This is a genomic window from Paenibacillus cisolokensis (assembly GCF_018403665.1).
GTDB classification, from domain to species: Bacteria; Bacillota; Bacilli; order Paenibacillales; family Paenibacillaceae; genus Paenibacillus_AH; species Paenibacillus_AH cisolokensis.
This window is the reverse complement of the sequence record NZ_BOVJ01000027.1, coordinates 1-13,147: the sequence shown is the minus strand read 5'-3', so window position 1 is coordinate 13,147 and position 13,147 is coordinate 1. Positions and strand designations below refer to the sequence as shown.

Genomic DNA, 13,147 nt, shown 5'->3' with positions numbered 1-13,147 from the left:
CGCAGGAAGGTTTGCCCCAATGCGTATACCGTTACTTTAACCGGACCCAGTGGGAGAAAGACCCTGCCTATTTCATCATGGAAGTGGAAGTGTCGCTCGGTTACCCGTGCTTTGTCAAACCGGCCAATCTCGGATCGAGCGTCGGCGTCTCGAAGGCGAAAAACCGCGAAGAACTCATTGCGGCGATCGACCTGGCATTCCGCTATGACCGGAAAGTAATCGTCGAAGAATTCGTCGACGCCCGCGAGATCGAAGTCAGCGTGCTTGGCAATGACGAGCCGAAAGCGTCCGTACCCGGGGAGATCAAATCGTCGAACGATTTCTACGATTACAAGGCGAAATATATTGACGGCAAATCGGTTATGGAAATACCGGCCGATCTGCCTTACGAGACGGCGGAAGCGGCACGCGAAATGGCGATCCGCGCGTTTCAGGCGATCGACGGCTCGGGCCTGTCGCGAGTCGACTTCTTCCTCCGCAAGGCGGACGGCGCGCTGCTCGTCAATGAAGTGAACACGATGCCGGGCTTTACGCCGTACAGCATGTATCCGCTGTTGTGGAAGGAAAGCGGGCTGTCCTACCGCGAGCTGCTGGACGCATTGATCGAGCTGGCCATCGAGCGTCATGCCGAGAAGCAGCGGCTCGATTTCGGCTCCGGGGCGCCCAAATCTTAACGAGGGGAGTGGCGATTCGTGGGATTCGCAACCGAATTCAATTCCGTATGCAAATTCAAGTCGGAGCAGGAGTTGTACGAGCTGCTGGAGTACGGACGCGGAAAATGGTCAAGAGCGGATTCCGCGTCTATCCGACCGGTCAGAAGGTGTTCGCTTATACGCCGGAGAACAAAGCGATCGCGATCGTCCGCATCCTGGCCTCTATCGCCGAAATCAATTTTCAGGGCGATGAGGTGACGGAAGTGGAGATGGAGCTTGTCCGCAAGTTAACGGAGGAAGAGTCCCGCGTTCTGACCGCGCTGGCGGACGAAATGTTTTTCGGGGAACGCCGGTAGCCGGAAGCCCGGATGAAGCGGCCGGCCGAAGCGGACAAGCTTGCATTGGACCGCGGAATCATGTACGTTGTAATGGAATGTAATTCTTTTTCCTGTAGGGGATAAGGAGGATACCGAACGAATGAGCGGATTGCTGGAAGGGAAAAAATATTGGTAATGGGAGTGGCCAACGACCGGAGCATCGCGTGGGCGATTGCGCAGTCGCTTGCCGCTCAAGGCGCGCAGCTGGCATTTACATATGAAAGCGAACGGGTAATGGAACGGGTGAAGAAGCTGGCCGACACGATTCCCGGCTCGATCGTCCTGCCGTGCAATGTCACCGTCGACGCCGAAATCGACGAGCTTGCAGTGCAATTGAAAGAGCATTTCGGCGTTCTTCACGGCCTCGCCCATTGCATCGCATTCGCCAAGACGGAAGAGCTGGAAGGGTTGTTCGTCGATACTTCCCGCGACGGCTTCGCGCTGGCCCACGATATTAGCGCCTACTCGCTGACGGCCGTCGCCCGGCGGATGTATCCGCTGATGACGGAAGGCGGCAGCATCGTCACGATGACCTATTTGGGCGCCGAACGGGCGATGCGCAACTACAACGTCATGGGTGTGGCGAAGGCGGCGCTGGAGGCGTCGGTCCGATATCTCGCGAACGATCTCGGCCAATACAACATTCGCGTGAACGCGATCTCGGCGGGCCCGATCCGGACGCTGGCGGCGAAAGGCATTCGCGACTTCAACTCCATTCTGCGGCAGGTCGAGGAAAAGGCGCCGCTGCGCCGCACGACGGAAGCGGCCGAAGTGGGCGACACGGCAACGTTCCTGATGAGCCACTGGTCCCGGGGCATTACCGGCGAAGTCATCTACGTCGACAACGGCTACAATATCGTCGGCGTATAACCGTCTGTCATGATGAAGGACATCGGACACCGGCCGGAGCTTGCTCCGGGCCGGTGTCTGCTTGGCCGGACTATGTTTTGATAGAGGAATGGAGGGAATTGACGTGCTCGAATGGGGGCTGCTTGTCGCGCTCGGATTCGTGGCGGCTGCCTTCGGAAGTATCGTCGGGCTGGGGGGCGGCATTATTATCGTCCCTTCGCTCGTATTGCTGGGACCTGCGTTGACGGGAGAGGCGATCGGCCATCCGACCGCTGTCGGCACATCGCTGGCGGTGCTGATCGTGACCGCGCTGGCTTCGACGCTGGCTTACGCCAAACGGCGCAAGGTCGATTTTCGCAGCGGCTGGCTGCTGTTCGCGGCGAGCGGCCCTTCCGCCATGATCGGCTCGGCGCTGACGGCCCAGCTGCGGAACGGGACGTTCCAGCTCGTCTTCGGCTGCTTCATGCTGCTGATGGCGGCGCTTCTTGTCGCCCGCGATTATATCCGGCCGATCCGGCGGCAGTGGCCCGTGTGGCGCACGATCGCCGAGGCGGACGGGACGGCGTACACGTACGGCTACGCCGTCGTTCCGATGCTCGCGGTCGGCTGTGCCGTCGGGGCTGTTTCCGGACTGTTCGGGATCGGCGGCGGGTCGCTGTTCGTGCCGGTCATGGTGCTGCTGTTCGGGTTCCCGCCTCATATCGCGACGGCCACATCGATGTTCGTCATTTTTCTGTCTTCCATTACGGGCAGCGCCGTTCACGCCTGGCTCGGAGAGATCGATTACCTGCTTGCGGCGGCGCTTCTCCCGGGCGCCTGGATCGGGGGCAGGCTGGGCGCCTACATCGCGGGACGGATGTCGGGCAAAGGGCTGTTGTGGCTGCTCCGCCTGACGCTGATTGCGCTGGCGGCGCAAATGATCGTCGAAGGTGCGGCGGCAAAATGAACCGATCGAGGATAAGATTGGGCGAAACTATCGCGAACTGCCGGCGTATAGTAGAGTTAAGCGAAAATAAGAAGAGAGTTGAGTGATGGATCGTGAATGAGCAGCGGAACGATTCTGTCGTCGGCGGCAAAAGCTTTACCGCCGTGGCCATCAATTGTGCGTCCAAAGCGGGAGAATGGATTAAAACCAAACTGGGCAATTACGCCAGTCTGGATATGAAATATTCGTCGCATGACCTTGTCACCGAAGTGGACAAGGGTTCGGAGAAACTGATTCGCAAGCTGATTTTGACTTATTTTCCGGATCATTCGTTTCTTGGGGAAGAAGGGGTCGAGCCCGGGCCGGAAGCGTCGGCGCAAGCGCTGCGCAATGCGAGAGACGCGGAATATTTGTGGATTGTCGATCCGATCGACGGAACGACAAACTTTGTGCACGGTTTTCCGTATTTCGCCGTTTCGATTGCGCTTGCGCACAAGGGCGAAGTCATCGTCGGGGTGGTCTATGACCCGTCGAAGGACGAGCTGTTTATCGCCGAGAAGGGCAAAGGCGCCTATGTTCGCGGCCGCCGCATGCAGGTATCCGGCGAAGACCGGCTGTCCGACAGCTTGATCGCCACCGGTTTTCCGGCGGACGACAGCTATGCGCTGCCGCTTAATATGAAGGGGCTTGCGGCCGTCGTGCCGAAGGCGCGCAATGTTCGGATAGCGGGCTCGGCAGCGCTGCATATGGCGTATGTGGCGGCAGGCCGGCTAAGCGGCTTTTGGGAAATCGGGCTGAACTGCTGGGATCTGGCGGCCGGCGCGCTGCTGGTCCGGGAGTCGGGCGGGCAGATTACGGATACGTCGGGCCGGCCGTTCGACCTTGGCGTCCGCAACGTCGTCGCTTCGAACGGCCTGATTCATGACGAACTGCTCGCGACGCTGAAGTCTGCCGAGGCGATCGGGTAAATGAGGAAGGCTAAAATCCGCTCTTGCGTTGTACAGGCTCCCTGACCGGGAGCTTTTTTGCATGGCGCCGAACTGTATTCAAGTATCGGTTTACGAACGCTTCGCCCGCGATCTTCGGTCGCTCGGATGTGACTCGGATGTATCTCGGATGTATCTCGGATGTGACTCGGATGCCTCCGCAGCCAACAAGCAAGCAGTTGTTTCCCGGAGGCAACATTTTGCTGTTCACGCAACATATAAATGGTGGTATGATGTAAATATCGGCAGGGAAATTTTTTTAGGACTAAAGTTTCCCTTGGCCAAAAGTGTGTCCCCGAGCCAATGAATCATGTTCACGATAAAGGAGGTTTTCGGCGATGAGTTCATCCCCGCTTGTATCGTTAATGGATGCAGCGACGGGCCAGCGCATTCGACTGGCAAGCATACAGGTGCAAGGCGTGCTTCGCCGAAGGCTGCTTGATCTCGGATTCGTCCCCGGAGCCGTCATCGAAGTGCTGCAGGCAAGTCCTCTTGGCGATCCGGTCGCGTACCGGGTGAACAATACGACGATCGCCCTCCGCCGGGAGGAGAGGGAACGAATTTTCGGTGAAATATGCAAGGAGGATGGAGAATGAGCACGTATCGCGTTGCGCTGATCGGCAATCCGAATACCGGCAAGAGCACATTGTTCAACGCGCTGACAGGGCTGCGCCAGCATACGGGCAACTGGGCGGGCAAAACGGTTGTCCGCGCCGAAGGCGAATATGAGTATAACGGCCATACTTACAACGTCATCGATCTTCCCGGAACGTATTCGTTATTTTCCAACTCGGTCGACGAGGAAGTGGCCCGGGACTATATCGTTCTGGACCGGCCCGACGTTACGGTCATCGTACTGGATGCGACGGCTATGGAACGGAACATGAATCTGGCGCTGCAAGTGCTGGAGATGACATCGCGTGCGGTCGTTTGTCTCAATTTGATCGACGAGGCAGGCAAGCTCGGCATCGAAATTCGCGAGCAATTGCTTGCCGAGAAGCTGGGCGTACCTGTCGTCAAAATTTCAGCGCGAAACAAACAGGGCATAACGGAGCTGCTCCGGCAAATCGAGAACGTGGCGAAGCGGCGGATCGTACCGAAGCCCGTGCAGGTGAAGTACAGCGAGGAGATCGAGCGCCGCATTCAGGAGCTGGAACCGGAGGTCCGCCGTCTGATCGGGGACGATTACCCGGCACGCTGGATTGCGCTGCGCCTGCTTGACGGCGACGACAGCATCATCGCGGCGCTTGAGCGGCGCCTTGGGGCAAACGCTTCGCAGACGAAGGAGATGATCGCCGATGGGCTTTCCTGCGCACACTGACGGCGCCGCGCTCCGGTCGCTGATGCAGAAGATCGATAAAGGCGAGCAAACCGGCATCCGCGATCAGATCGTCGTTGACCTTTACCGGAAAGCTCACGAACTGTGCGCGGATACCGTCACCTATAAAGACCGCAAAAAACTGATGGAAACGTACAAGCTGGACCGAATCCTGACATCGCGGGTATGGGGCTTTCCGATTATGCTGGCGATGCTCGGCGTCGTCTTTTGGCTTACCATCGCCGGGGCGAACGTGCCCTCCTCGATGCTGGCCGGCTTTTTCGGCCGGATCGAAGGCTATTTGACCGCGGCCTTTCAGGCGTTGCACGCCCCCGACTGGCTGCACGGCATTCTGGTGCTCGGCCTTTACCGGGGCACCTCATGGGTCGTCAGCGTCATGCTGCCGCCGATGGCCATCTTTTTTCCGATCTTTGCGCTTCTAGAAAATTTCGGGTACTTGCCGCGGGTTGCCTTTAACATGGATCGGCTGTTCAAAAATCCGGCGGCCACGGCAAGCAGGCATTGACGATGTCGATGGGGTTCGGCTGCAACGCGGCGGCGATTATGTCGACCCGAATCATCGAATCGCCACGCGAACGGATGCTGGCGATTCTGACGAACAATTTCGTCCCCTGCAACGGACGGTGGCCGACACTGATTCTGCTTGCCTCGCTGTTCATGGCGGCCGGTGTCACAAGCCAGTTCCAGATGCTGGCCACTTCGGCGATACTGATGGGCATCGTCCTGTTCGGCATCGTCGTGACGCTGTCCGTATCGTGGGCGCTGTCCCGGACGGCGCTGCGCGGCGTGCCGACGCATTATACGCTGGAGCTGCCGCCATACCGGCGTCCGCAGGTGCTGAAGACGATTTTGATCGCTTCTCGCGACAAATCCTGGATGGTGTTGAGACGGGCGGTCGCCGTCGCTGCGCCGGCGGGCATCATAACCTGGGTGCTCGGCAACGTCATCGTCGGAGACGCGAGCGTACTCGACCACGCCGCGGCCTTCTTCGATCCGTTCGCCCGATTGCTCGGTCTGGACGGGTTTATTCTGATGGCGTTCATTCTCGGGCTTCCGGCCAACGAAATCGTGCTGCCGATTCTGCTGATGGGCTACCTGTCTTCCGGCGCCATGGTCGATGTGGAGGGCATCTCCGGCATTAAGGACATTTTTCTGAGCCATGGCTGGACCTGGCTTACGGCGCTCAATATGATGCTCTTTTCCCTGCTTCATTACCCGTGCGGCACGACGCTGATCAATATTTACAAGGAAACGCGCAGCTTGAAGTGGACGCTCGTAGCGGCGCTGCTGCCGACCGGCATTGCGGTCGGGGTAACGTTCCTGATTGCGCAATTCGTCCGGGCGATGGGTTGGGTGTAATGATGCAAAAAACCGGCAGAAAGGAAGAAATTCCGAAGCTGCCGGTTTTTTGGTGCTGGCGGCGCACCCGAACGACTTGAAAAACTAATGTCATTAGTTTATAGTAAAACTAATGACATTAGTTTTCGGAAAGAGGTGCTTTCTGAAATGAAAGTGACGCGCGTACAACATGTCATCCAATTGTCCTTTCTGCCCCGGTTTTTCCCTGTCAACTGTTATCTGATCGAGGAAAACGACGGTCTGACCTTGATCGATGCGGGCTTGCCGTTCAGTAAAAAAGGCATTCTCCAGGCAGCCGAACGAATCGGCAAGCCGATCGCCCGCATCGTCCTGACGCATGCGCATGACGATCATGTAGGCGCGCTGGATGCGATCAAAGCGCATCTGCCGCATGTGCCGGTTCACATCTCGTCGCGGGATGCGCGTCTGCTGGCCGGCGATGTATCGTTGGATCGGAATGAGCCGAATACGCCGATACGCGGCGGCGTGCCGAAGAAGGTGAAGACGCGGGCGGACGTCCTGCTGGCCGACGGAGACCGCGTCGGCTCGCTTCAGGCCGTTGCCGCTCCGGGCCATACCCCGGGCTCGATGGCGTTCCTCGATACCCGCACCGGCGCGTTGATTGCGGGCGACGCTTTCCAGACGCGGGGCGGGATCGCCGTTTCCGGCCAATTCCGGCCTTGGTTCCCGTTCCCGGCATTCGCGACGTGGAGCAAAACGTTGGCGCTGGAGAGCGCGCGCAGGCTGCAGGCGCTTCGTCCGACGCTGCTCGCCGTGGGGCACGGGCGGATGATTGCCAATCCTGCGGATAAGATCGGGCAAGCCATCGCCGAAGCGGAGCGCGGTGCGGAAAGCGCTGCCCCGCAAAGGAGGGGGTAAGCCATGTCCCCGAGAATCGGTTTGGACCGGCAGATGATCGTGCAGGCCGCGGCGGAAATCGCCGATACGCAAGGCACGGAGGCGGTTACGCTTGCCGCGGTTGCCAAAAAGCTCAATATCCGCACGCCATCTCTGTACAATCATGTGGACGGGCTGCCCGGATTGCGGCAGCTGCTCTCTCTATACGGATTGGAGCAAATGCACGAAAAGCTTGATGCGGCTTGCGGCGGCCGATCCGGAGACGATGCGGTACGGGCGCTTGCCAAGGCGTATCTCGAATTCGCGCGCACCCGCCCGGGCATCTATGAACTGACGCTCCGCGCGCCGGACCCGCAGCAGCCCGAAGTTGCCGCAGCGGGCGAGCGGCTCGTCGGGCTGCTGGTGCGCATTTTGGACGATTACGGCTTAACCTCGGAAGAAGCGCTTCATACCGTTCGGGGGTTGCGCAGCATTTTGCACGGCTTTGCCTCTTTGGAGCGAGTAGGCGGCTTCAGAATGCCGCTTGACCTCGACGAAAGCTTCCGTTTGCTGGTCGATTCGTATCTTGCGGGAATTCGTGCCATCCGGAAGCAGGGGCAGGCCACATAATCATCGTTCACGGCATGCGGATGCCTTGGCCGATACCGTACTTGCTTATGCGCAGAAGTTGTAAATTTTTAAATGACGTCGTTCAATTGCTTGCGGCTATGGCCGTCAAGTTTCTTCCAATCCTGGATTTCGCAGCGTTTGCCCGTCAGGTCGGTCAGAATGATCCGGCTGCCGCCGGGAAACTGCATATGATCGTGCAAATTGCGCATCGCCAGCCGCGTCGGCCCGAGATCGGTCTGCAATTCCCAGATCCACAAGTCGGTCTTCTGCTTGACCGAGTCGACGCGGGTGACGCGGGGAAGGAAATAGCGGAAGCGCAGCTCCTGCCGCAGCACGTCCCGGCTTTCGGCGTCGAGCTCCTCAAGATCTGCGACGATGCCGAGTTCCTCTCCCTTCGCATCCCGGATCGACAAATATTGCGTCGTATACAAAAAGGGGAATGTCCGGAAAACGATCAATTCGGAATAAGGCTTGCCGTCGACGACGCCTTGCATGACGCCGCCGGCGCCACGGCTGAGAGAAATACTCTCCGGCTGCAATACCCGGATATCGTACGGGTCGTTCATCCTTCCACCCCCTTAATTTTGGACAGTTCCTTCTGTGCTTCTACCAGCTTGAAGTAGACACCTTCCTGCGCCAGCAGCTCTTCATGCGTGCCGATCTCGGCGATTCGGCCGTGATCGAGCACGACGAGGCGGTCGGCATTGCGCAGCGTTGACAGCCGGTGGGCGATGGCGAATGTCGTTCGCCCTTTCACGAGCCGCGCGATCGCTTCCTGGATTTGGCGCTCGGTTTCCGTATCGACCGAGGCGGTCGCCTCGTCCAGTATGAGAATTCGCGGATCGTGAATAATGGCGCGGGCGATGGAGACGCGCTGCTTCTCGCCGCCGGACAGCCGGTGTCCGCGTTCGCCGACCCGCGTGTCGTAGCCGTCCGGAAGCCTGACGATGAAATCGTGGGCGTTGGCGATTTTGGCTGCGCGCATAATTTCGAGCGGCGTCGCATCCGGTTTGGAGTAGGCGATGTTCTCGGCGATCGTGCCGTCGAACAGAAACGTTTCCTGCAGCACGACGCCGATTTGACTGCGCAGATCGGTTTGGGCGATGGTGCGCAGATCGGTGCCGTCGATCGTAATGATGCCCTCGTCCGGATCGTAGAACCGGCAGATCAAGTTGATGAACGTCGATTTCCCGGCGCCGGAATGGCCGACAAGGCCGATCATCTCCCCTGCTGCGACGTCCAGGCTGACATTTTTGAGCACGGGATGATGCTTCTCGTATCCGTATGTGATGTTGCGGAACCGGACTTCTCCCCGGACGCGTCCAACCGGCACCGGGTTGGCGGAATCGGGCACTTCGGACGGCGTATCCATAATTTCGAAGACGCGGTCGGCAGCCGCCAGCGCGTGGCTCGCCCAGTTGATCATCTGGCTGACCCATTGCAGCGGGCCAAGCAGCATGCCGAGGTAAGTGATGAGCGCCATCAGCACCCCGATAGTAATTTCCCCGCGCAGCACCGACCATCCGCCGTAATACCAGATGAGCAGCGTGCCGATGCCGGCCACGAACGAGAACAGCGGGAAGAGCCCCTGCCACATCCCTTCGATGCGGATGTTATGGCGCACCACTTCGCGGTTTGCGTCTTCATAGCGCCCCATTTCCGTGCCTTCGCGGCCGAAAGCTTTGACGACGCGGATGCCTTGCAGCGAATCGCCGACCAGTACGTTCAGCCGAAAGATGGAGCGCCATTGCTGGTACCAGCGCCGGCCAATCATCGGCCATACTGTCATCGAGACGACGATCATTACCGGCACCGGAAGCAAAGCGAGCATTGTCAGCCGCCAATCCAGATTAAACATGATCGCGAATATTGCAACAACGCGCAGCGACTCGCCGGCTACCCATATGATGCCGTCGGTCATGAATTGGCGCATCGCCTCCGAATCGCTGTTGACGCGGCCGATAAACTGCGAGGTTTGCCGGCGGTCGAAGAAAGCGAGCGACAAGCGCATGAGCGAGCTGTATATGTCTTTGCGCAGGTCGCCCATCAGTCTGGAGCCGACCCAGACGCCGATCAGGCCGCGGACGGTTTGCATGGCCGACAGAACGACCGATGTAACGGCGAGCCCGACGACGACCCATAACAGGGTGCTGCCCATCGTTTTCGGCTGAAGCACGTCGTCGAGCAGCACTTTGGTGAGATAAGGCGGTATCAGTTCCACCAGCGTCGTCAGGATGAGCAGAGCCGCCGCTCCGATCATCTGCGGCTTGTAAGGTTTGGCGTATCCGAGCATGCGGAGAATCACTTTTTTGTTGTTTTTGCAGATCGGACACGATTGCGAATCTTCCGGCAGCGGGTTGGCGCATTTGGGGCATAGACGGGGAAAGTCGTTCTTCGAAGCGGCTGGCCGCTCCTCCCCTTTGGCCAGCGCGCCGATCAGCTTGGCGGCGTAGTTGAAAACGGAAGCCAGCGACGCGGTATAGCGAAGGATGACGACGGGGCCATCTTGCGTATCCGCGATGAGCGTGCCTCCGCCGATTCCGCCAACGGCTCTGGCATCGTCGATCGTTTCGACGGTCAGCCGCAATACCCTGGAGCCGTCGGGAAGCCAGACCGAGACGTCGGACTCGGTAACGGTAAGCCACTGATCGCCGAATTGTCCGTCATGCAGCAGGTCGGCCCTAACGCCGAGCAGCGGTTCGGATCCGACAAATTGCCGTATCTCTTCGGGCAGTTTTTCGAATGTCGGCATAACGTTCTCCTCTTCTCGCTAATCTTGAATCCTCTTTGCAGCAAGCGCGGTTCAATCCGGCCCGTCGCAGGCATCAATGCTATCATTAAGGCACGGAAGGAGAGGCGCCGGCAAGCGAAAGAACAATTATAACCGTTCTAGGCATGTGTCCATCTGCCGTCATGAGCCTCAACGCTTACCGGTTTGTCCGATCCGTTGTGCTACCCGCTATGCGGAAGTCGGGTATTCGAATAACCAGGACTTTTAACCTAATTTTTATTCAGGCGGATAAAGGAATTGATTGCCATCGTGTCGAATAAGGGACTTTTGTCGCAATTATGGCGAATTGCGTCGAATTTTTCTTATATCGAAACGAGGGGTATGCATCATGAATCGCAGTCGATTACATCCGTCATCTTTTATCCGCATGTTGCTCCTGCTGATCGCCGTGCTGTTGGCCGCCGGAACGGGGGTGCCAGCGGGAGCGTCCGCCAGCGGCATAGTCAATCCGAAGCAAATTTACACGTATGAAATCATGGTTCGAGATATGAAGAAGCTTGCGGAGCGTTATCCCGAATTGATCCGTATCCGTTCGATCGGAAAGAGCGAATACGGCCGCGAAATATGGAGTATGGACCTCGGCAACGGACCGGCCGTCGTCCTGCTGAACGGCTCGCATCATGCGCGGGAATGGATCACGACCGTTCTGCTTATGGCGCTGGCTGACCGTTACGCGCAGGCGTATGTGCAGAACGGTACGATCGGATCCTACCGGGCCGTCGATCTGCTCGACCGCGTCACGTTCCGGATTGTGCCGATGGTCAATCCGGACGGCGTCACGCTGCAGCAGAAAGGAGCCGGCGCGTTTCCCGCGGAGGTCCGGCCGCAGCTTCTGCGGTTGAACGGAGGAAGCAGCAACTTCAAACGCTGGAAGGCTAACGCCAAAGGAATCGACTTGAACCGGCAATATCCTGCCGGGTGGGGAAACATACATAATCCGGCTCCCGCGCCCGGGTATAAAAATTATAAAGGCATCCGTCCGATACAGGCGAAAGAAACGCAGGCGATGGTCAAGCTGGCGCGAGAGACGAAGCCGGAAATTGCCGTGTCATACCATTCATCGGGGGAAATACTGTACTGGAACTTTTTGACCCCTGCAGCGAACGTCGAGCGAGATCGGCAGATCGCGAACGCTTATGCGGCCCTAACCGGATACCGGCTCGTTACCCCGTCCAAAAATCCGTCGGGCGGCGGTTTTACCGACTGGTTCATTCAGGAATTCGGGCGGCCGGCGCTGACGCCGGAAATCGGACGCTATTCGGGCGAATCGAACGTCCCGCTGACCGAATGGGACCGCATCTGGAAACAGCACCGCGATATCGGCGGGCTGCTCGGAGGAGAAGGGTACAAGCTGTGGATGAAGCGCCAGAAAGCGGAGACCGCCAAAGGCGAAATTCGGCTGACCCGCTCGGAAACGCTTCGCCGTTGGCCGGATCCGACTGCGGATCAAATCGCTGTACTGTACGAAGGACGCTATACGGTTACTCGGAAGAAAGGCGACTGGTACGAAATTCGCACCGACCGCGGAACGGGCTGGGTTCCCGCGAATCGAACGCTTCGCGGACCGTTCGAGAAGCCGGAGTCGGATACAATCGTCATCACGCAAGGCGCGGAGCTGTTCGACTCTCCTTTGAATGAGAAGGCAGCGGCCATCCAGAAAAAAGCGGCGGAAGCAAAGGCGCTGGAAATTTGGAGAAACTGGGCGCTGATCCGCATCGATCGCAAGTCCTGGTGGGTTCGCACAAGCGACATCGATTTCGTGGCCGAATCGCCCAAACCGGGAAAGCCGTCCGAAAAGGCGCCGGGCAAGGAACCGGAGCAAGGTTCGGGGAAGGTGCCGGGGGATGGGCCATCGGAAAGTCCGGGGGTAGCGCCGGGGAATGAGCCATCGGAAGGTCCGGGGGTAGCGCCGGGGAATGAGCCATCGGAAGGTCCGGGGAAAGCGCCAGGGGATGAACCGGAGCAAAACTCGGAGCAAGCGCCGGGGGATAATCCGGAGCAAAGTTCGGAGATCATACCGGGGGATAAACCGGCGGATGGTTCGGACAACGGGAACGGCGGAATCCGTGAGCCGTCGGCGCCGGGAACCGTCACGATGCCGGAGGAGGAGGCCAAGGGCGGCGGCAAAGGAAGCGCCGCATAGATACTGTTGGTGCATAAAAAGACCGCACCCCACAAAAAAGCTGCATCGGCTGATGCAGCTTTTTGTAATTAAAGAAATATAAAATTTACTTCCTATTTGCCTGTCTAACCGTCCGCGCCATTTGTCAAACCATCCAAAGTTCGTATACGCGCCCCGCCATCTGACTAATCTCCTCCGGTCCGTCGGAACGCCCGGCCTTCGGTTTAATTGCCTCCGGTTCATCCGGTGCGCCCCGTCTTTCGTCAAATCGTCTCCGGT

At 58.7% G+C, this 13,147-nt stretch carries 11 protein-coding genes and 2 pseudogenes; 11 read left to right on the top strand and 2 right to left on the bottom strand.

Annotated features, from left to right (window positions below; genetic code table 11):
- From PACILC2_RS04160 to PACILC2_RS04115, 10 genes and pseudogenes are all read left to right on the top strand, one after another.
- The coding region (locus PACILC2_RS04160) for a D-alanine--D-alanine ligase family protein (protein WP_213527668.1) at window positions 1-674 on the top strand (674 nt) is incomplete at its 5' end.
- A gap of 18 nt (window positions 675-692) precedes the next feature.
- Window positions 693-1,009 (top strand): annotated as a pseudogene (locus tag PACILC2_RS04155) (hypothetical protein).
- Window positions 1,010-1,165: 156 nt separating this feature from the next.
- A complete protein-coding gene (gene fabI, locus PACILC2_RS04150) occupies window positions 1,166-1,900 on the top strand; it encodes an enoyl-ACP reductase FabI (RefSeq protein WP_213527672.1) in 735 nt (244 codons plus the stop codon).
- Window positions 1,901-2,003: 103 nt separating this feature from the next.
- Window positions 2,004-2,825 carry a sulfite exporter TauE/SafE family protein gene (locus PACILC2_RS04145; RefSeq protein ID WP_244863217.1) on the top strand — a complete coding sequence of 274 codons (822 nt, stop codon included), beginning with the start codon at window positions 2,004-2,006 and terminating at the stop codon, window positions 2,823-2,825.
- Window positions 2,826-2,917: 92 nt separating this feature from the next.
- On the top strand, window positions 2,918-3,772 hold the full coding sequence (locus PACILC2_RS04140) for an inositol monophosphatase family protein (protein ID WP_062496039.1): 855 nt from the start codon (window positions 2,918-2,920) through the stop codon (window positions 3,770-3,772).
- A 356-nt stretch (window positions 3,773-4,128) separates the two neighbouring features.
- The gene (locus PACILC2_RS04135; RefSeq protein ID WP_062496038.1) at window positions 4,129-4,386 is read left to right on the top strand and encodes a FeoA family protein; all 258 of its coding nucleotides are present in this window, start codon (window positions 4,129-4,131) and stop codon (window positions 4,384-4,386) included.
- The gene (locus tag PACILC2_RS04130; protein ID WP_062496036.1) at window positions 4,383-5,111 is read left to right on the top strand and encodes a FeoB small GTPase domain-containing protein; all 729 of its coding nucleotides are present in this window, start codon (window positions 4,383-4,385) and stop codon (window positions 5,109-5,111) included. The genes PACILC2_RS04135 and PACILC2_RS04130 overlap by 4 nt, the downstream gene beginning before the upstream one ends.
- A 22-nt stretch (window positions 5,112-5,133) precedes the next feature.
- Window positions 5,134-6,488, top strand: a pseudogene (locus PACILC2_RS04125) (nucleoside recognition domain-containing protein).
- A gap of 147 nt (window positions 6,489-6,635) precedes the next feature.
- Complete coding sequence (locus PACILC2_RS04120; protein ID WP_213527664.1) at window positions 6,636-7,367, top strand: MBL fold metallo-hydrolase; 732 nt, start codon at window positions 6,636-6,638, stop codon at window positions 7,365-7,367.
- Between the two features lie 3 nt (window positions 7,368-7,370).
- Complete coding sequence (locus PACILC2_RS04115) at window positions 7,371-7,955, top strand: TetR/AcrR family transcriptional regulator (RefSeq protein ID WP_213527662.1); 585 nt, start codon at window positions 7,371-7,373, stop codon at window positions 7,953-7,955.
- A gap of 68 nt (window positions 7,956-8,023) precedes the next feature.
- Here PACILC2_RS04115 and PACILC2_RS04110 read toward each other — a convergent pair whose 3' ends face one another.
- Together PACILC2_RS04110 and PACILC2_RS04105 are read right to left on the bottom strand one after the other, a co-directional pair.
- Window positions 8,024-8,521 carry a DUF1854 domain-containing protein gene (locus tag PACILC2_RS04110; RefSeq protein ID WP_213527660.1) on the bottom strand — a complete coding sequence of 166 codons (498 nt, stop codon included), beginning with the start codon at window positions 8,519-8,521 and terminating at the stop codon, window positions 8,024-8,026.
- Window positions 8,518-10,707 (bottom strand): ABC transporter ATP-binding protein, encoded by a 2,190-nt coding sequence (locus tag PACILC2_RS04105; RefSeq protein ID WP_213527658.1) that lies wholly within the window; start codon window positions 10,705-10,707, stop codon window positions 8,518-8,520. Before PACILC2_RS04105 ends, PACILC2_RS04110 begins: the two co-directional genes overlap by 4 nt.
- A gap of 367 nt (window positions 10,708-11,074) precedes the next feature.
- Between PACILC2_RS04105 and PACILC2_RS04100 the strand changes: the two genes are divergently transcribed.
- The gene (locus tag PACILC2_RS04100; RefSeq protein ID WP_244863216.1) at window positions 11,075-12,889 is read left to right on the top strand and encodes a M14 family metallopeptidase; all 1,815 of its coding nucleotides are present in this window, start codon (window positions 11,075-11,077) and stop codon (window positions 12,887-12,889) included.
- Window positions 12,890-13,147: the final 258 nt, after the last annotated feature.